The organism is Oerskovia enterophila (assembly GCF_044748475.1).
GTDB classification, from domain to species: Bacteria; Actinomycetota; Actinomycetes; order Actinomycetales; family Cellulomonadaceae; genus Oerskovia; species Oerskovia enterophila.
On record NZ_JBIVFZ010000005.1, the window covers coordinates 32,654 to 50,419 of the forward strand.

At 68.8% G+C, this 17,766-nt stretch carries 15 protein-coding genes; 10 read left to right on the forward strand and 5 right to left on the reverse strand.

Features of this window, described 5'->3' with window-relative positions; genetic code table 11:
* The first annotated feature begins 36 nt into the window (after nt 1-36).
* Nucleotides 37-948 carry an SDR family oxidoreductase gene (locus ACIPWA_RS16255; RefSeq protein WP_068709467.1) on the forward strand — a complete coding sequence of 304 codons (912 nt, stop codon included), beginning with the start codon at nt 37-39 and terminating at the stop codon, nt 946-948.
* 48 nt (nt 949-996) lie between these two features.
* On the forward strand, nt 997-2,736 hold the full coding sequence (locus tag ACIPWA_RS16260; protein ID WP_400291647.1) for a DHA2 family efflux MFS transporter permease subunit: 1,740 nt from the start codon (nt 997-999) through the stop codon (nt 2,734-2,736).
* Nucleotides 2,737-3,128: 392 nt separating this feature from the next.
* On the opposite strand, the gene ACIPWA_RS16265 is transcribed toward ACIPWA_RS16260, so the two are convergent.
* Nucleotides 3,129-3,950, reverse strand: coding sequence for a methyltransferase domain-containing protein (locus tag ACIPWA_RS16265; RefSeq protein WP_400291648.1), 822 nt, complete (start codon nt 3,948-3,950; stop codon nt 3,129-3,131).
* Between the two features lie 139 nt (nt 3,951-4,089).
* On the opposite strand from ACIPWA_RS16265, the gene ACIPWA_RS16270 reads away from it, so the two are divergent.
* Entirely contained in the window at nt 4,090-4,845 is a 756-nt protein-coding gene (locus ACIPWA_RS16270) for a hypothetical protein (protein WP_400291649.1), read from the forward strand.
* Between the two features lie 69 nt (nt 4,846-4,914).
* Here ACIPWA_RS16270 and idi read toward each other — a convergent pair whose 3' ends face one another.
* The 4 genes from idi to ACIPWA_RS16290 form a co-directional block, all read right to left on the reverse strand.
* Nucleotides 4,915-5,514, reverse strand: coding sequence for an isopentenyl-diphosphate Delta-isomerase (gene idi / locus ACIPWA_RS16275; protein ID WP_068626673.1), 600 nt, complete (start codon nt 5,512-5,514; stop codon nt 4,915-4,917).
* Between the two features lie 161 nt (nt 5,515-5,675).
* Nucleotides 5,676-6,650 carry a squalene cyclase gene (locus tag ACIPWA_RS16280; protein ID WP_400291650.1) on the reverse strand — a complete coding sequence of 325 codons (975 nt, stop codon included), beginning with the start codon at nt 6,648-6,650 and terminating at the stop codon, nt 5,676-5,678.
* Between the two features lie 109 nt (nt 6,651-6,759).
* Nucleotides 6,760-8,112, reverse strand: a complete 1,353-nt coding sequence (locus ACIPWA_RS16285; protein WP_400291651.1) for a permease prefix domain 1-containing protein — start codon at nt 8,110-8,112, stop codon at nt 6,760-6,762.
* Nucleotides 8,112-8,483 (reverse strand): PadR family transcriptional regulator, encoded by a 372-nt coding sequence (locus ACIPWA_RS16290; RefSeq protein WP_400291652.1) that lies wholly within the window; start codon nt 8,481-8,483, stop codon nt 8,112-8,114. Before ACIPWA_RS16290 ends, ACIPWA_RS16285 begins: the two co-directional genes overlap by 1 nt.
* Nucleotides 8,484-8,574: 91 nt before the next feature.
* On the opposite strand from ACIPWA_RS16290, the gene ACIPWA_RS16295 reads away from it, so the two are divergent.
* The 7 genes from ACIPWA_RS16295 (at nt 8,575) to ACIPWA_RS16325 (ending at nt 17,574) form a co-directional block, all read left to right on the forward strand.
* Entirely contained in the window at nt 8,575-9,213 is a 639-nt protein-coding gene (locus ACIPWA_RS16295) for a hypothetical protein (RefSeq protein ID WP_157257432.1), read from the forward strand.
* Nucleotides 9,214-9,502: 289 nt separating this feature from the next.
* Nucleotides 9,503-11,113: an ATP-dependent nuclease gene (locus tag ACIPWA_RS16300; RefSeq protein WP_400291653.1), complete on the forward strand. Its 1,611-nt coding sequence runs from the start codon at nt 9,503-9,505 to the stop codon at nt 11,111-11,113.
* Nucleotides 11,110-12,195 carry a UvrD-helicase domain-containing protein gene (locus ACIPWA_RS16305; protein ID WP_400291654.1) on the forward strand — a complete coding sequence of 362 codons (1,086 nt, stop codon included), beginning with the start codon at nt 11,110-11,112 and terminating at the stop codon, nt 12,193-12,195. The genes ACIPWA_RS16300 and ACIPWA_RS16305 overlap by 4 nt, the downstream gene beginning before the upstream one ends.
* 928 nt (nt 12,196-13,123) lie before the next feature.
* Nucleotides 13,124-14,320 carry a hypothetical protein gene (locus tag ACIPWA_RS16310; RefSeq protein WP_400291655.1) on the forward strand — a complete coding sequence of 399 codons (1,197 nt, stop codon included), beginning with the start codon at nt 13,124-13,126 and terminating at the stop codon, nt 14,318-14,320.
* Nucleotides 14,321-14,700: 380 nt separating this feature from the next.
* The gene (locus ACIPWA_RS16315; protein WP_400291656.1) at nt 14,701-14,844 is read left to right on the forward strand and encodes a hypothetical protein; all 144 of its coding nucleotides are present in this window, start codon (nt 14,701-14,703) and stop codon (nt 14,842-14,844) included.
* Between the two features lie 337 nt (nt 14,845-15,181).
* Nucleotides 15,182-15,955, forward strand: a complete 774-nt coding sequence (locus ACIPWA_RS16320) for a site-specific integrase (protein ID WP_400291657.1) — start codon at nt 15,182-15,184, stop codon at nt 15,953-15,955.
* Nucleotides 15,952-17,574 (forward strand): hypothetical protein, encoded by a 1,623-nt coding sequence (locus tag ACIPWA_RS16325; RefSeq protein ID WP_400291658.1) that lies wholly within the window; start codon nt 15,952-15,954, stop codon nt 17,572-17,574. Before ACIPWA_RS16320 ends, ACIPWA_RS16325 begins: the two co-directional genes overlap by 4 nt.
* Nucleotides 17,575-17,766: the final 192 nt, after the last annotated feature.

Here is a 17,766-nt window from a genome sequence, read left to right on the forward strand (position 1 = left end):
CAGGCGGTTCCCCTCCGCCCGGCCTACCGTGGACGCATGACCATCAGGACCGACTCGGGGCTCGTCGCCGTGACCGGGGCGAGCGGACGGCTGGGCTCCAAGCTCGCGCTGCGGCTGGCCGCCGAGGGCGCGCGGCAGCGCCTCGTCGTGCGCGACACGACGCGCGCACCCCGCCTGCTCGACGGCGAGCCGCTGCCCGAGTCCGAGGTCGCCGTCGCGGCCGGCTACACCGACACCCCGAACATGGTCCGTGCCTTCCAGGGCGCGAGCTCGGTCTTCCTGGTCTCGGCCCGCGAGGCCCCGAACCGGGTCGAGGAGCACCGGGCCGCCGTCGACGCGGCCGTGGCCGCCGGGGTCGAGCGCATCGTCTACGTGTCGTTCCTCGGCGCGGCGCCGGAGGCCACGTTCACGTTCGCGCGCGACCACTGGCACACCGAGGAGTACATCAAGGGCACGGGCCTCAAGCACACGTTCCTGCGCGACAACCTCTACCACCAGGGTCTGGTCCACATGGTCGGGGACGACGGTGTGATCCGCGGCCCCGGGGGCGACGGGCGCCTGTCCTCGGTCTCGCACGACGACATCGCCGACGTCGCGACCGCGATCCTCCTCGACGAGCGCCCCGCGCAGCACGACGGCAAGGCCTACGACCTCACAGGTCCCGAGGCGCTGACGCTCACCGAGGTCGCCGCGCTGCTGTCCCAGGTCACGGGCCGGAGCATCACGTACCACCCGGAGACCGTCGAGGAGGCGTACGCGTCCCGGGCCGTCTACGCCGCGCCGCCGTTCGCGGTCGACGGCTGGGTCTCGTCCTACACCGCGATCGCCGCGGGCGACCTGGCGGTGGTGAGCGACGTCGTCGAGCGCTTCGCCGGGCGGCCCGCCCAGTCCCTCGCGTCGTGGCTCGACGACTACCCCGAGGAGTGGGACCACCTCCTCCCGGCCTGACCCCACCCCCCAGGGGCACCGCATCGCCCCCTACTCGAAGGAGCGTCCATGAGCGCGCAGTCGGACGAGTCGGGCACGGCACCCGCCGGACCGGGAGGGCCGCCGGCCACGGCGGGGAAGAGCGACCACCGCTGGGCGGGGCTGTTCGTCCTGGCGACCGCGCTGTCGATGATCGTGCTCGACGGGACCATCGTGGGCGTCGCGCTCCCGACGATCATCGAGGACCTGCACCTCGACCTCAACGACGCGCAGTGGGTCAACGCGTCCTACTCGGTCGTGTTCGCGGCGCTTCTGCTGACCGCGGGCCGCCTGGGCGACCGGCTCGGGCGACGCAACCTGCTCCTCGTGGGCGTCGTGGTCTTCCTCGGCGGCAGCATCCTGGCCTCCCAGGCCGACGACGCCGGGACCCTCATCGTCGCGCGCCTGATCCAGGGGGTCGGCGGCGCGTTCGTCCTCCCCGCGACCCTGTCGACCGTCAACGCGACGTTCCGCGGCAAGGACCGGGCGGTCGCGTTCGGCATCTGGGGTGCGGTGATCTCGGGCATGGCCGCGGTCGGGCCGCTCCTCGGTGGTTGGCTCACGACGTCGTTCACGTGGCCGTGGATCTTCCTCGTCAACATCCCGATCGGGATCGCGGTCATCATCGGGGCGATCCTCGTGGTTCCCGAGACACGTGCGCACATCACGGTGCCGGGGCTCGACGTCGTCGGCCTGCTGACGAGCGCGCTCGGGTTCGGTGCGGTCGTGTTCGCGCTCATCGAGGGGCAGTCCCTCGGCTGGTGGACGCCCAAGGCGGAGCTCAAGCTCTTCGGGGCGGTCTGGGGGACCGACGCCCCCGTCTCGCCCGTGCCCGTGATCGGGGCGATCGGCGTGCTCTTCCTCGTCCTGTTCGCGTTCTGGGAGCGGCACCGCGCGCGGATCGCGCGCTCGGCCCTGCTCGACCTCACGCTCTTCCGCGTCGCGACGTTCCGCTGGGGCAACCTCACCGCGATGCTCGTCGCGATCGGCGAGTTCGGCCTGATCTTCGTGCTGCCGCTCTACCTCGTGAACATCCTGGGACTGACGAGCCTGGGCGCGGGCGTGGTCCTCGCGACCATGGCTGCCGGGGCGTTCGTCTCGGGGGCCATGGCGCGGCACCTCGCGGCCGCGATCGGGTCGCCGCGCACGATCGTCCTGGGCCTCGTGCTCGAGGTCGTCGGGGTGCTCGCGGTCGCGCTCGTCGTGACGCCGACCGTGTCGTCGTGGCTCATCGCGGCCCTGCTCGTGATCTACGGCCTCGGCCTGGGGCTCGCGTCCGCGCAGCTCACGGGCACGACGCTCGTCGACGTCCCCGAGGAGGAGTCCGGCCAGGCGTCCGCGACGCAGTCCACGGCACGCCAGCTCGGCTCGGCGCTGGGCACGGCGTTCATCGGTGCCGCGCTCGCGATCGGCCTCTCGACCGCGGTCCCGCCCGCGCTCGAGAAGGTCGACGGCGTCCCGCCCGCGGTCGCGACGCAGGTCGCGGACGCGACCCAGCAGTCCGCGGGCGGGACCATCCCGCAGCTGCGCGCCGAGGGCACCACGAGCCAGTTCGGCGAGAAGACGCCCGAGGTCGTCGACGCACTGTCCGACGGTTTCAGCGACGGCACCCGCATCTCGCTGTACGTCGCGGGGGGCTTCCTGCTCCTGGGTCTGCTGTGCTCGTTGCGGGTCGTCGCGGCCTCCCGGCGCGAGGGCGTCGACCAGGGTGGGCCGCCGCGGGGCACGTCCGCGGCGCCGGCCCCCGAGCCCGACGCGACGGCCCGCTGAGCCCTGGGAGAAATACCCTTGGCAGCCGTCGTGGGCCAGGCGTAGCGTCGTCGGCACATGGGAAAGGAGGTGGTCCACGAAGTGAAGAATCTTCGGACACATGAGGTGGTTGCACGCTAGTCGTGCCATCGAGCGACGGACCTTGCGAGGAACCCGCGGCCGACCGGTGACCGTCAGGTCACCCACGACCAGCGAGAACCGAGCAACCACCGGAGCCCGCGGGTGTCGCGCCCTCGTCCAGCGCGACGGGTGGAGAGATCCACCAGCCCGCGGGCCTCTTCATGCCCAACGAGCCCGACGGCGGAGCCCGGGTCGAGCGCGTCCGTCGCCGCGGGCGCCGCGCACCGTCCTCGTCCCCGTCACGGCCGGCGCGGCGCGCCGTCGCCCCCGGCTCAGAACGGCTTGCGCGCCACCACGAGGAAGCGGGGAGCCTCGTCGACGAACTCGTTGCCCGCCGCGAAGTGCATGTGCAGCGCCCTCAGCGGCGCCTCGAACCTCGCGACCGCCTCGGGGGACAGGCTCGCGATCTCCGGGACCTGCCACGCGATGACCTTGAGGTACCAGAGCAGCGAGCTCAGGTCGTGGAAGTGCCGCGTCCCCACGTGCTCGCGCGCCACGTCGATCACGAACCCGGCCTCGACCAGCTCGGCCGTCACGCCCTCGATCGTCACGTCGTCCGGGTCCCACGGCAGGTCCGCACCGAGCGCGGTGTTGACCCGGATCCCGTCGCGGCTGTCGACCTGCTGCGTGATGAACACGCCCCCGGGTTCGAGGACGCGCAGCACCTCCGTGGCCTCGAACTCCTCGTGCCGGTCCAGGACGACCGCGAACCGGCCGTCGAGGAACGGGAGCATGAGGCCCTCGCCCTTGCTGCTCCCCACCTGCCGGACGTCCACGCCCAGGGGTTCGAGGCGCCGTCGGGCCACGGGGACGTTCGGGGGCCAGCCCTCCGTGGCGGCCGACCCCTCGGGCAGGGGCGCGAGCGACGAGAACGCCTCCCCGCCTCCCGTGCCCAGATCCAGGACCGGACCCCGGCCGCTCCCGACGAGCTCGCGCGCGAGCACCAGGTAGTTCCAGGGCAACGGGTCCTCGACGCAGCGGTCGTCGATCGGCGTCAGGTCGAACCCCTCGACCGGCGTCGCCCGCGCCCACTCGACGTGCGCCTCGAACGACGCTGCGGGGTCGGGGACGGGAAGGGATCCGGCTGCTGACATGCGTCGATTGTCACCCGCTGGCGCGGGCACAGTCGAAACGGCACGCCCGGTAGGGAATCCTCCCTCTCGGATAGCATCGGCGCGGCTGCGGGACCGCAGCACGACCCCGCCCCGCACGAGCCCTCGGAGAGCCCCGCCGATGCCCCACCTCTCGCCGTCGAGCCACCGCGCGACCCGCAAGGTCCGCGACGTCGCCGAACGGCACCGTGCCACCCTCGGCGAGCTGCGCCACGTCGAGTCGTGCACCCTGTCGGCTCGCGCGATCGGGATCGTGGCCGGGGTCTTCGCCCTCGTCGTCGCCGTCATGGCGTTCAACGGGAGCGTCCTGCAGGTCGCGATCTTCGCGGTGGGCATGGGGCTCGTCCTGGCCGTGATCCTGCGGTTCGTCGCGAGCGAGAAGCTCCTCGTGCTCGAGCGAGGGCTCGTGGTCGGCTCGTTCGGTCCGTTCCTGAGCCCGTACGCCGTGCCCTACGCGGACGTCGTGGCGCCGAGCGTGGCCGCGATCGTCGGGACGCAGCGACCCGTGTCGTTGCTCAAGGCCGACCAGGGGGCGTCCGCGACCAACCGCACGGCGCTGTGGTCGCTGCGCTCGGTCACGTTCGTCGGGCCCACGGCCGAGGTCTCGCGCGCCTTCAGGCGGACCGGGACCTGGCAGCCGCAGCCCGGCCGGCAGGACCTGTGGGTGTTCTCGGTGCGCGACGCCCACCGTCAGGAGGTCCTGGTGCACGAGCTCGCCGCCGCGCTGCGGCTCTCGGGCCAGCCGGGAGCCGACCTCGTCCTGCCGCACGCGCTGCCCGCCCGGCGGTTGCGCGTGAGCGTCGCGGACGCCGACCACCTGCACCTGCCCGAGCGCCTGCGCTCCACGAGCCTGCAGGTCCGGGCCGGGGCGCGCTGAGCTCCCTCGCACGGCGCGGCGGACTGCCGGGCGGGCCGGGCGCCCGACCCGCCCGGCCGTTCAGCCGGCTCAGCCCAGGGCCGAGGCGACCTCTGCCAGCAGGGGGGAGACGGCGCCGTCGGGCCCGCTCGCCGCGTCGCGCAGCGCCGCGACCTGCAGGACCATCCATGGGCTGAACGCCCACGGCGTGGCGTCGACCGCGCGCCCCAGCGTGCCGGGCTCGGCCCACGCGAGCTCGGCGACCTCGTCCGGGTTGGCCGTGAGGTCGCTCGCGGCGCGCGCGACGTACACGGGGCAGATCTCGTTCTCGACGACGCCCGACGCGTCCACGGCCCGGTAGCGGAAGCCGGGCACGGCGACCTCGAGCCCCGTGATCTCGAGGCCCAGCTCGTGCGCGGCGTGGCGCACGATCGACTGCTCGGTCGTCTCCGTCCAGCGCGGGTGCCCGCAGAACGAGTTGGTCCACACCCCGGGCCACGTGCGCTTGGACAGCGCCCGGCGGGACACCAGGAGGCGACCGGCGTCGTCGACCACGTAGCAGGAGAACGCGAGGTGCAGCGGCGTCTCGGTGGTGTGGACGGCGCTGCGCGCGAAGGTCCCGGTGCGGGTCCCCTCGTCGTCGACGGTCACGACATGGTCGGCGGCGACGGGCACGTGCACGTCGGTCATGGTTCCTCCAGGGGTCCTGCGGTGCGATCGGGGGGTGTGCACCGGAGCATCCGGCCCACTGTCACACACCGGGGGAGAGGAAGGAAGTCCGTCCGTGGGACAAGCGGCCGGGCGTCTCGGCTGCCCGGCGGGCACGGCGAGCCCGACGGCGGAGCGCGGCGCTAGCGTCCGTCCCACCAGGCGAGCACGAGCGTCGCGTCGAGGGTCAGCCACCTCGAGGCCTCACCTGCCGGCGCGTCGACCTCGAACCACACCGTGCCCGGGTGCCGCGGCGACTGGAGCCAGGTCCCGTCCGGCTGCCGAGCTGCCCGGATCATCCCGATCGCCTCGGCCATGCGAGGGTCCGGGGGCGTACCGTCGAGCAGCGACGCCTCGCGGAAGTGGACGGCCGCGTTGAGCACGCTGTAGAACGCGCGGTACGGGTAGGTGAAGTACCGCACCCAGGACGCGACGGGCTCTCCCGTCGACTCGCGGCGGAACAGGCCTCGACGCAGGAGGTACTCCTCGGCCGAGCGCCGTGCCTCGCGCGTCTCGTCGGTACCGCCCGTCGCGGCCTGGTGCGCCAGGAGTCCCTTGATGACGTTGAGGGTCGAGTGGAACGAGGACCGGACCGAGCCCTCGACCCACTCGCAGTTCCAGCCGCCGTCGGCCATGCGCACCGCGAGCATCGCGTCGAGGAGGGGCGCGACGTCGGCACCGAGCCACGCGCCGTTCGCCAGGGTCCACGCGTTGATGCAGCAGTCGACCTCCCCGCCCCAGTAGGGCAGGTCGTCGTACTCCCAGCGGCTGTTCTGCGCCAGGAGCTCGGCGGTCCGGCGCTCGCGCAGGACCGCCGGGTCGAGCCCCCACTCCCGCAGCGCGTTCAACGACCAGGTCGTCGCGGTCCAGGGCTGACCGGTGCCGGACCGGGCTTCGGGGCCGTCCATGTCGAAGTCGGCGGGGAAGAACGCACCACCCGCCCACTGCCCGTCCGGGTCCTGCAGCGAGAGCAGACGAGCACCGAAGCCCTCGGTCGCGACGCGGGACCGTGTCTGCTGCCAGACCTCGTCGGGGGCTCGGACGAGGTCGCGCTCGACCCGCCACCGCAGTGCGGGGTCCGCGTCGAGGAGCCAGTCGACCAGAGCGTCGTCGGTCATCCTCCGAGACTACGACGGCGGGCCGGAGGGGGCCGAAGCGGGGCCGCCGCCGGGCCGCTGCCGAGGCGACGGCGACGGCGACGACGACGGCGACGGCGACGGCGACGGGTCAGACGAACCCGAACACGGGCGGGAAGACCACGACGACGACCGCTGCCCAGACCGCGTAGACCGGCAGGAACTGCGTCTGCCACCGGCCGAGGGCCGCGAACGGGCGCCGCCCCCGCAGGAACCCGGTCAGCAGGAGGGCCGAGCCCACGAGGTGCACGAGCAGCAGCACGTTGAGGCCCAGGGCCACGACCTTGTTGGGGCTGAACCCGAACTCGGCGATGCGGGTCAGCATCGCGGTGAGCGCGACGGCGTCGACCGCGAGCGCCGCGACGACCAGGACGAGCAGCAGCCCGTCGAACAGGTGCGGCGGGCCGAGGGGGTCGCGGGCCGAGACCGAGTAGAGCAGCAGGCACAGGACGAGGACCAGGATCGCGTCCATGAGGATGAGGAGGCCGCGGTCGGTGTCGAGCAGGGAGCCGGCGGTCGCGAGCACGACGAAGAGCACGAGCAGCATGACGACGGTCAGCGGGGTGAAGACGCGCGTGAGGACGGGGGCGATGTTCTCGACGACGTTCTGCTTGGCCTCGACGAGCCAGGCAGCGACGACGAGCGCGCCCGGGACGGCGAACGGCAGGACCCAGCCCTCGAAGAACGGCTCGGGGTCGATCCCCACGAGGTTCAGCGTCCCGAACGTGAGGCTCAGCAGCACGCCGCCGCCCAGGGCGAGGAGCGTGAAGTAGATCGCGAGCTCGCCCGTGAACCGGGCGAAGTCCATGCGACCGCTGTCCGAGCGCCAGCGCCCGCCGACGTACGCGACCCCGACGAGGGCCCACAGGACGACCGGGGCGTGCAGGGCCGCGAGCAGCAGGGTCGAGCCCTCGGGCGCGAAGGGGTAGACGTTGAGGACGACCGCGAGCACCGCGAACGGGATCGCGAGCATGGCGCCCACACCCCAGGTGAGGCGGCGCTTCCACGCGAAGTACCCGGCGAGGAAGGGGAAGACGAGCAGGCTGACGTTGCGCAGCAGGACCGTCTCGTCGCTGATGGTCTCCGCAGCGACCTTGACCGCGAGCCCCGCGCCGACGGCGAGCGCGAGCACGACCGCGAGCTCGCGCCACCGCGGTGAGCCGCCACCGGCCACGGCCGCGTCGGGGACCAGGACGAGCTGCTTCCACAGGCGGTCGGAGTGCTCGCGGGCGAACTCGCGCGAGACCTCGTCGAGGTTGCCCATGCGCTTGACCGCGACGAGGAACGCCTCGTCGTCGTCGAGGCCGGTCGCGGTCAGGTCGGCGACCTGCTCGCGCAGGTGGTCCTCCATCTCGTCGACGTCGGCCGTGGAGATCGCCTGGCGGCGCTGGACGTAGCCGCGCCACTGGTCGATCTGCGCCTCGAGCTCGGGGTGCGTGCTCATCAGGCCCACCCCTCGGCGACGGTCCGCGGGGCCTGTGTGTCGCGTGCGTCGCTCCACACCTTCTGGAGCGCGTCGGCGACGACGCTCCACTGCGCCTGCCGCTCGGCGAGGGCCTCGCGCCCGGCGGGGGTGATCGCGTAGTGCTTCCTCCTGCGCCCGACTTCGGACACTCCCCACGACGCCTCGACGTGCCCGAGACGCTCGAGCCGGTGGAGCAGGGGGTAGAGCATCCCGTCGGTCCACTGCATGCGGCCGTCCGAGATCTCGTTGACGCGCTTGACGATCGCGTAGCCGTACGACTCGCCGTCGGCGAGGATGCCGAGGACGAGCGGTGTGGCCGAGGCCGCGACCAGGTCCTTGTCGATGTGCATGACACTCCTATGCCTAGTGCTGCTAGGTGTTCTAACCTAGCAGGTCTAGGTATGGTCGCCGAGCGGAGCCTCGCTTTGGCAGACTCCCCGGATGAGACCAGGCCGAGCCCGTACCGAGCGGCAGGACCTCGAGGTGAACGCCTGGCACGTCGTCCACGGCATCGCGACCCTCGAGACGACCGCGCTCCGGATGCGCCACGCGACCCTCGTCACTCTTCTCCTCGCACTCGGCGTCGTCGTGACCGGGGCGACCTTCGCCGTGCTGGCCGGCCTGGGGATCGACCTGGACGACGTCATGGCCTCGATCAACGGGCGCGGCGCGCCCTGGTGGCTGCTCGCCCCGCTCGCGATCGTGTCGGTGACCGTGGCGCTGGGCGTGGGGTCACGGTCTCGCCCCTACCGGATCAGCATCACCGCACAGCACCTCTCGATCACCGACGGCGGATCGTTCGTGCACGAGCAGCCGCTCGCCACCCTCCGGAGCGTCGTCTACCGGCCCGGACCCGCGAGCGCCACGTTCGTCGTCACGGGCGACGCGGGCACCGTGAGCCTGCTGCCGCGCACGGCGGGCTCGCCGCGACCGACCGTGCTCGCAGACCTGCCGCCCCAGGTCGTGGAGCACCTGCGCAGCGCGGGGCTCGTCCAGCGTCTGCGCGGGAAGCGCGCACGGTGGACCCGTCGGGCGACACCTCGAGCCGACCCCGGGAACGACGAAAGGCCCCGGATCTGAGATCCGGGGCCTTCGTACATCACGTGGGGGGTTTCGGAAAGTGGCTGACCTGCACAGACATGCGACCCCAGCGACGCCCAGGCACACCCGAGCCATACCTCCAGGCACACCTTCGGCGCTCGACGTGCGCCACGCGGGCGAGGAACACCTAGGCACCCCATCTACGGCCGCGGCTTGAGGATTTCACCCGGTGTGGGACCGCATTTGCCACGCCGAGTGTCAGCGCCTGGTGCTTCAATTCGAGGCGATGTGTCCGGTTTGAGGGTTCACGAGGAGAGTGGTTCGGAGCATGATCGAGCGCATCGTCGTTCAGGGATACCGGCTTTACCAGAGGTTCGAGATGAAGCCGTCCGCTGGGCTCAACATCGTCGTAGGAGGCAACGAGGCCGGGAAGTCGACACTGCTGGAGGCGATCAGCCTCGCTTTGACCGGGCGGGTCAACGGCCGTTGGGTCGAGGATGTTCTCAATCCCTACTGGTTCAACCAGCAGCAAGTCGCCAACTACTTCTCGTCACTGTCCGCGGCCACACCAGTGGACCCGCCGGAGATCCTGATCGAGCTCTACCTCTCGCCCTCCGGCCCGGACGTCCAACTTCTCCGTGGCGTACACAACTCCCTCAAGATCGACGCACCCGGGGTGAGACTTCACATCCGACCCTCGAACGACTACGCAGTCGAACTCGCCGAATACCTCGCGGATGCAAACAGGCCCAACATCCTCCCGGTCGAGTATTACGAGGTTGAGTGGCGCGACTTCTCTGACGCCCGACTACACAGACGCCCGAACGGTCTCGGCGTCGCATTCATCGACTCGCGCACGATCCGCTCGACGCACGGAGTAGACCACAACACCCGCGAGATGCTGACGAACTTTATGGACGCCAAGGAACGCGCCGCCATCTCCGTGGCGCACCGAGGTGCCCGACACTCCGTCGCGCGTGACGCACTCGTCGACGTCAACAAGCGCATCGCCGCGGAAGGTGTCACCTTGTACGATCGGACTCTTGGTCTTCAGATGGACCAGTCGGCTGCCGCGGCATGGGAGACCAGTGTCGTGCCACATGTCGAGGACGTGCCGTTCGCCCTTGCAGGTCAGGGTCAGCAGGCTGCAATCAAGGTGGCCCTCGCCATGAACCGTTCGGCGTCGAGTACCGCATACGTGCTCATCGAGGAGCCCGAGAACCACCTCTCACACACCGCCTTGACCAGGTTGATCGACCGGATCGAGAAGCTGGCCGGCGGGCGGCAGGTCTTCATCACGACGCACAGCTCCTACGTCCTGAACCGACTCGGAGTCGACCGGCTCCGCCTCCTGCACGCGGGCAAGGCGTCAAGGTTCTCCGATATCAGCCCGGAAACTGCCACCTACTTTCGGAAGTTGTCCGGCTTCGACACCCTGCGCCTTGTCCTAGCCGACAAACTTGTCCTGGTCGAAGGGCCATCCGACGAGATGCTCTTCGAGCGCGCCTTCCTCGACAAGCACGATAAGAAGCCCATCGACGTAGGAATTGACATCGTCTCGATGCAAGGTGTGTCACTCGCCCGAGCGCTAGAGCTCGCCGCAGCGCTCGACCATCACGCGGTCGCCGCGATCCGTGACAACGACGGTCAGGAACCCGAGCACTGGAGGAGCCGCGTCGCTCAGTACCTTTCGGGTGGCAAGCGTGAACTCTTCATCGGTGACCCCGGCCTCGGCCGCACCCTCGAGCCCCAGGTCATCAACGCGAACACCGCTGACGAGTCCGCGCTACGTAACGCTCTCGGCATTACCGACAAATCGGTCGACTTGCAGAAGTGGATGCATGATCACAAGACGGACGCGGCGTTGCGGCTAGCGGACTCTGACCAATCGATCGCCTACCCCGAGTACCTGATCCAGGCGATCGAGTTCGTCGCATGAACCGGGCGATGCTCGCCGTCGCGGGCTCACGCAAGACGCAGTCGATCGTCAATGCCTGCGCGAACGGTCCGAAGAGCGTCCGTCGCCTGGCCGTCACCTACACGACGACCGGTCAAGCCGAACTCGAACGACGACTGCGCTCCACATGCCCTCCCGGCGCAGTGCCCGAAGTCCTGGGCTGGTATGCGTTCCTGATGCGACACTGTATCCGCCCGTACCTGCCCCTCAAATACTCGGGACGCCATCTCCGCGGCCTGAACTTCGATGGCAAACCAGCCGGAGGTCGCTACGCGACCGGTGCCCCACGCTTCCTCGACGCCGACGGCCGAGCCTACAAACTGCATCTCTCCAAGCTCGCACACGACGTCGTGCTCGCAAGCAAGGGCGCTGTCATCGACCGCCTGACCAACATCTACGACGAGATCTACCTCGACGAGGTCCAAGACCTCACCGGATGTGACCTGCATATCCTCGGGATGCTGATGAACGCTGACGGGATCGACATCCACATGGTCGGCGATGTCCGCCAGTCGGTGTTCGACACCAACCCCCAGGACCCAAACCTCAAGAAGTACCGGGGCGTCAAGATGCTCGACTGGTTCAACGCACAGGAGGAGTCAGGGCTCCTGGAAATCCAGTACAACGCCGACACATGGCGGTCCAACCAAGAGATCGCTACGTTCTCCGACACGATCTTTCCGCCCAAATTCTCCTTCCCAAACACTGTCTCCAAACAGAAACTCAAAACCGAGCATGACGGTGTCTTCGCAGTAGATGAGAGCGACGTCGAGGAGTACCTCGCCGCCTACAACCCTCAGCCGCTTCGCCCCAAGATCACAGTAGCCAGGGGCGTCGACCTGCCGTTCCAGAACTTCGGCGCCGTCAAGGGCCTCACGTTCGAACGGACCTTGATCTACCCGACGCAGCCGATCACGCAGTTCTTGACTGGTGGGAATCCTCTCGCTGATCAGTCCGCCTGCGGTCTCTACGTCGCAGTCACCCGTGCCATCCACTCCGTCGCGTTCGTCGTACCCGACCCGACCGCAACGAATCTCCGGCACTGGCGTCGGCCCAGTTCATAGAAGGAGAGAACGTCACTTTGCGCGGGCGCCCGTACTCACAGACGACACCGACGATGGCGGCCTGTTCGGCTTCCGCTTCGACGCATAAAGTCCCGAGGCATCGACTCCTGCAGGTCAGTAGCAGGCCGCCTATACGACGTGAACGCCCGGGACGGGTCAACCAGATCCGGCCCGCGAGCCGTCGACCACGTCAACGGAGCGTTCAACGTTGTCGCGCACAACAGTCTCTCGACCAGGAGGACCCAGGCAACTTCGCCTCAGGGTGCGCCCCCGGATCGTGCTGATCCCCCACCCCACAGCCGCGTCTTGGCAGATATCCGGCGGGTTCACCCTGGTATGCCGGTCCTTGGGTCCCTCGCAAGGGGCTGTGTCGTTGACTTCACACGGCCAGCGCCGCGTCGGCCTGCAGGAGATCTGGGTGACGGATCCCGTAGAGCGCGACCCGCTTGTGAGAGCGACTCTGGGATGCGTTTCACCAGCTAGTCACAGCAACTCCTGATGGTGCCCGCAGGGACCATGGCTATGACGTCCGTATCAACGCCGACACCGGAGGAAGCGGACCCGTGCTCACCGGGATGCGCGGTCTTGTGCGTGACGCCGGACGAGATGGCGGCCCAGCTCGTCCAGGCCGCGCTGCCCAGTTCCCTAGTCGCCACGGCACCATCCTGCCGCTCGCGTGCTTCCTCGGCCCCCCGGATCTGCTCGCTGACGCCATCGAGCTCCGCCAGGCGCGCGCCGCACCGCACGACCACCACCCGCAACCCGCCCCGGACGAATAGAGTCCCGGCCAGGAGAACCTGACCGGGACCTTGCGTCCACAGACGCACTGGCCACGCCAAGGCCCAGGCGCATAGGCGCCCGGGGTCCCGCGTGTCCGGCGCGAGCGCATGTTCGGGACATCGCCTCTCACATGGGGCACACTCTCCGCATGGGTTGGATGGAGAACTATCGGTCTCACGCGATCTGGGACGCTGTCGACCGGACCAAGGGCCGACTTGGCGAGCTACAGGATGCTGGTGAGCTTGTTGGCGATCCAGATCATACCGAGATGCTCGAGGCGCTATTGGCTAGGTTGGACGGGATGCGAGATAACCCCGACATCACCATCTCCCAGACCTCGCTTAGTCAGGTCACCCAATACGTAGAGTTCATCCACGGCTCCCTTCCCAACACAACAAGCGCATTCACCGGAAACTACTCCGGATACTCGTTTGACTCAAATGCGCAGATAGTCGGCGCTTGGCCTCAGCCGTGGCCGGCGAAGATCAAGAACCTAACTTCACAGATCGCTACTGTTCAATCAGGGCTCACGGCAGCACGAGAGAACCTCGCCACCCTGGACGAGAAGTTCGCGACGACCGATACCGCGATCGTGGACTACGAAGCGCAGCAACGAGCAGCCGCCGAGCAACTAGTCGCCAGAGTGCAGGACCAGGTCATCGAGGTTGCCCGCGGCGTCGAGGCTCTCAGCACGACCGCTGAAACTCAGAAGGGCCGGATCGACGAAGCCATCGCCGGGTTTCAGACGAAGTTCACCGCGGGCGAGGATGCGCGGAAGGAAGCCTGGGCCAAGCAGCTCAACTCGCAGCAGGATGAAGCAGAAGCCCACACACAGCGCATGGAGGAGCACGAAGCGAAGTCCGTGAAGGTGCTCCAAGCGGTCGGGGCGAACTCGACCGCCACGGACTTCGGGACGTACGCCAACGAACAGAACAAAGCCGCGACCACTTGGCGGTCCATAGCTGCAGCCGTCTTCGGCGTCGCGGGCGTCTGGTTCATCGCGAGCTCGTTCCCTTGGTACGGGGAGGGAGCAACGGGCTGGGAAGCTGCGCTCGCCCGCCTAGGAGTCACCGCGGCCGTTGCCGGCGTCGGCGCCTACGCGGCACGAGAGTCCTCACAGCATCGCCGGGAGGAACGGCGGGCGAAGCAGGTCCAGCTCGCCCTTACGGCCCTCGAGCCATTCATCGCGAACCTACCTGACACGGAGCAGAAGGACATCAGAGCCGCGGCCGCTCAAGCCATCTTCGTGCTCCGCCCCGAAGAGCCCAGCAACGAGGTGGCGGGCGGGGACTATATCGAACTGATCAAGTCGCTTGTAGACAAGGTCCCGACCCGCAGCCCCTGACTCCTCCGGCAGCCCCCGCATCCCCAACACGAGATCGCCGGGCCCACCAGTTTTCAGCTTCAAACAGGACTCCGCGTGTCTAGCACCCGAGGCTTGAGGGTCTTCGCTACCTTGGAGACAGTCGCCCTGACCTAATGCAGGAGCATGCCGCATCGTCTAGACAATCTGCCTCGGAGCGCTTAAAGAGGACCACCAACCCTCGTGAATCGGACTGACCATCCGACTGTTCGGGTCTGCGGACCCGAGTGTCGTCGGATGTGTGGGGTCTCGATCGGGAGGTGGAGCAGGTGGACGAGCGTCATGAGGGCCGGATCGTTATCCGATCCGCACGTACTGGTAGACCTGCGTCCCACGAGCGCGCCTACAGGCCGGATGAGTTGGTGCGTTTCGACGCCCGCATCCCCGCCACCGTTGCCCAGCGCCTGTACGACACAGCCCATGAGTCCGGGCTTCCCGTGACCGTGGTGCTCGCCAACGTCCTCTCCCGCGCCCTCGACAACGGCAACGGCGCCTCTATGGACTGATCGGGCTCGGCGCAGGGCGCCGAACGCGCGAAAACGGGCCCAGGAGAGGCAACTCCTGAACCCGATCGCCACGCCACTACAGCGGACTCTTACCGCCGCTGTCAGAAACACCCGCAAGTCCAATTGGGGGTACTTCCATGTCTTCAGCACCTTCAGAGTGCTCTTCTGGAACTGAGTCCGTCAACCGCCACGCCGAAGAACTCGCCCACGCCACCAACGTCGTGCGCGGCTACCGACCGAACGCGATCCGCCCCGAGCACTGGGCCCGGTCGCCCAGTTCACCTGCCAGGTCGGGCTCGACCTGGAACCCGTCGACCGGCGTCGGGCGACCGAGACCATGAGGACCCTGTCGCAGTTCGTCGTCTGGGCGCATTGCCAGGGGATGCCGCTGGACCGGGAGGCGATCTTCACCCCGGACATGGTCGAGCGCTACATCGCGGTCGCGTGCGGACACCTTGCCGAGTCATCACGGGCCACCCGGCGCTCCGATCTGCGTCGCTTCTCCGCGGCCGTGACGCGTAAGGCGCCGTGGCCCCCGCGAGCCCAGCGCCTGCGCGGGGACTATGCGATCGTCCCCTACACGCCGGCGGAGGTCGCTCGTCTGCTTGAGGTCGCCGCACATCAACGCACGGCGCTGCAGCGACGCCGCTTGAGCGCTCTCCTTGCGATCGGACTCGGGACCGGCGCCTACCCGCGCGAGGCACGGTCGGCCACGACCGATGACCTCGTTGAACGACATGGGCGCCTATGCCTGAGGATCCCTGGTGATCGAACTCGCCTCGTCCCTGTGAGTCCGCCCCACAATGTCACCCTCGATCGGATCCGCGTGGAGGGTCCCGGTTCGTCGATCCTCGGGTTCGTGGCCAAGGGATGGGACCGCGCACCCCTCGGGCATCTGCTCGAGGACATCGACCTTCCGCCGGACTGCCCTGACCTCAAGGCGCATCGGCTGCGCGCTACCTGGCTGCTGCAGCATCTGAAGAACCGGGTCCACCTCAACGGTCTCGCCCAGATGGCGGGTGTCACGTCCTGGAAGACGTTCGGTCACCTCATGGCCTACCTGCCACCGATCGACGAAGCGAGCCTGTTCGAGGAATTGACCCGCCGATGAGTCTCGCACTAGCGACAGCCCAGCGTCCTTCACCGGAGGCCAGCACCGTCCGTGCGCACCAGATCCCGCTCACCGTCAATCAGCGACTTCGTCGCGCCTCCGCCTACGCGCACTCACCCGAAGCACTCCGACTGGTCGCAGCGACTCACCGGACCAAGGGCCGCAGACGTCTCTACCCCGTCGAAGCAGTCCTCGCGGCAATCGTCTTCCACGGCCTGACAGCACCCGAACGGCTTCTCCTCACCGACGTCGCCGCCGAATTGAAGATCCTGACAAAGTCACAGCGACTCAAACTGGGCTTCCCGATCGACCGCTCCATCCGGTACGCCCGCCTCTACAGCGGATACCGAGCCCTCCTCCGAGAGATCGAGTCCGGCACCTGCTCCGTGCACAACCACGAGCTAGAAGCCGACCCGCGCACAGGCGACGCCTGGCCCTGTCCGCCCACCTGCTACTACATCGCGGCGAACCTGGACGAGTTCGCTGTGCGGATGATCTTGACCAGCATCCCCGCCACCGTCCCGATTCCCACGACGGTCGCCATAGACAGCACTGACTTCGAGAGCCATGCACGCCCAGGACACCGTTCTATCGACGAGAACGACGACACCTACTGGTCCGCGGACCACGACGCCGCATGGGGATATCGCACCTCGACCGACCGGCGCCCCACGTCCCGGTTCCATGGGTACTCGACCCACGCGATAACCGGCTGCCCATCGGTAGGGGGAGAACCGATACCCCAGCTGGCCCTCGGGATCGCCGTGCGCCCCGGGTCCCGCGGCTCTGCCCCCGCAGCGCTGAGCCTCCTGGACGCATTCCACGCCACGCGGCACCGAGCCGACGAGGTCCTTCTGGACCGCGGCTACACGACTGCCAGCGCGGAGAACCTCGCCCACCCGCTGCGTAACCGAGGCATCCGCCTCGTCATGGACCTCCACATCTCCCAGCGAGGCACCCGCCCTGGACCGAGAGCAGGAACGATCTGGCAGGACGGCCACCTCTACTCCAGCGCGCTCCCACAGGCGCTCCGCGACCTCGAGCCGCCCAAGCCAACCGACACAGCCGCCGACAAGTCACGCATCCACGAACAGTTCGACGCCCGCGAGCCCTTCCGCCTCGTCCCGCACAGCCGCCACGACGACACCCGGGGAACCCAACGCCTCAAGGGACCCGCTCTCGCCGGGCACGTACGCTGCTCGAACACCCCCGCCACCATGCGCCTGGGCCCAGCCGTACCGACCACCAACTGCACCCAGGGCGTGCCGTGCGGCTGCGGAGTCACGCTGACCGTCCCCGACACCCTGCGGGCGCGCGACCGACAGCACCTACCCTGGCGATCGACCACCTGGGCCCTGTCCTTCGCACGACGCAGCCTGATCGAAGGCCTCTTCGGCAACATCCGCTACAACACCACCAGCATGAACCGCGGCTACCTGCGCGTCTTCGGCCACACCGCAACCACGTTCCTGCTCACCCTGGCGTTCGCCGGCTACAACATGCGCCACCTGCACCACTGGTACATCGAACGCGGGCTCCCAGACCCTTGGCAGATCGAGCTCGACGAGAAACCCCACCGTCACGAACCCGACTGGATCTACCGCACCCGCGGCCCCTGACCCCGCCAAGCCTCTAGACAGCGACCACGTCACTCACCACCAGCAGGACCTCGAACGCACCAACGCGCCCCGAAACACCCGCATGCCAGCAGAACCGGGGCAACAGCACCCTCCGAGCGGCAACACCACGCTCGAACCACCCGGCCACACCCATCGAGGAACCCCGGAAACGACGAATCTCCCGCCCGGATG

Coding starts and splice junctions, on each gene's coding strand:
- ACIPWA_RS16255 (WP_068709467.1), top strand. CDS start 37: ATGACCATCAGGACCGACTCGGGGCTCGTCGCCGTGACCGGGGCGAGC.
- ACIPWA_RS16260 (WP_400291647.1), top strand. CDS start 997: ATGAGCGCGCAGTCGGACGAGTCGGGCACGGCACCCGCCGGACCGGGA.
- ACIPWA_RS16265 (WP_400291648.1), bottom strand. CDS start 3,950: ATGTCAGCAGCCGGATCCCTTCCCGTCCCCGACCCCGCAGCGTCGTTC.
- ACIPWA_RS16270 (WP_400291649.1), top strand. CDS start 4,090: ATGCCCCACCTCTCGCCGTCGAGCCACCGCGCGACCCGCAAGGTCCGC.
- idi (WP_068626673.1), bottom strand. CDS start 5,514: ATGACCGACGTGCACGTGCCCGTCGCCGCCGACCATGTCGTGACCGTC.
- ACIPWA_RS16280 (WP_400291650.1), bottom strand. CDS start 6,650: ATGACCGACGACGCTCTGGTCGACTGGCTCCTCGACGCGGACCCCGCA.
- ACIPWA_RS16285 (WP_400291651.1), bottom strand. CDS start 8,112: ATGAGCACGCACCCCGAGCTCGAGGCGCAGATCGACCAGTGGCGCGGC.
- ACIPWA_RS16290 (WP_400291652.1), bottom strand. CDS start 8,483: ATGCACATCGACAAGGACCTGGTCGCGGCCTCGGCCACACCGCTCGTC.
- ACIPWA_RS16295 (WP_157257432.1), top strand. CDS start 8,575: ATGAGACCAGGCCGAGCCCGTACCGAGCGGCAGGACCTCGAGGTGAAC.
- ACIPWA_RS16300 (WP_400291653.1), top strand. CDS start 9,503: ATGATCGAGCGCATCGTCGTTCAGGGATACCGGCTTTACCAGAGGTTC.
- ACIPWA_RS16305 (WP_400291654.1), top strand. CDS start 11,110: ATGAACCGGGCGATGCTCGCCGTCGCGGGCTCACGCAAGACGCAGTCG.
- ACIPWA_RS16310 (WP_400291655.1), top strand. CDS start 13,124: ATGGGTTGGATGGAGAACTATCGGTCTCACGCGATCTGGGACGCTGTC.
- ACIPWA_RS16320 (WP_400291657.1), top strand. CDS start 15,182: ATGAGGACCCTGTCGCAGTTCGTCGTCTGGGCGCATTGCCAGGGGATG.
- ACIPWA_RS16325 (WP_400291658.1), top strand. CDS start 15,952: ATGAGTCTCGCACTAGCGACAGCCCAGCGTCCTTCACCGGAGGCCAGC.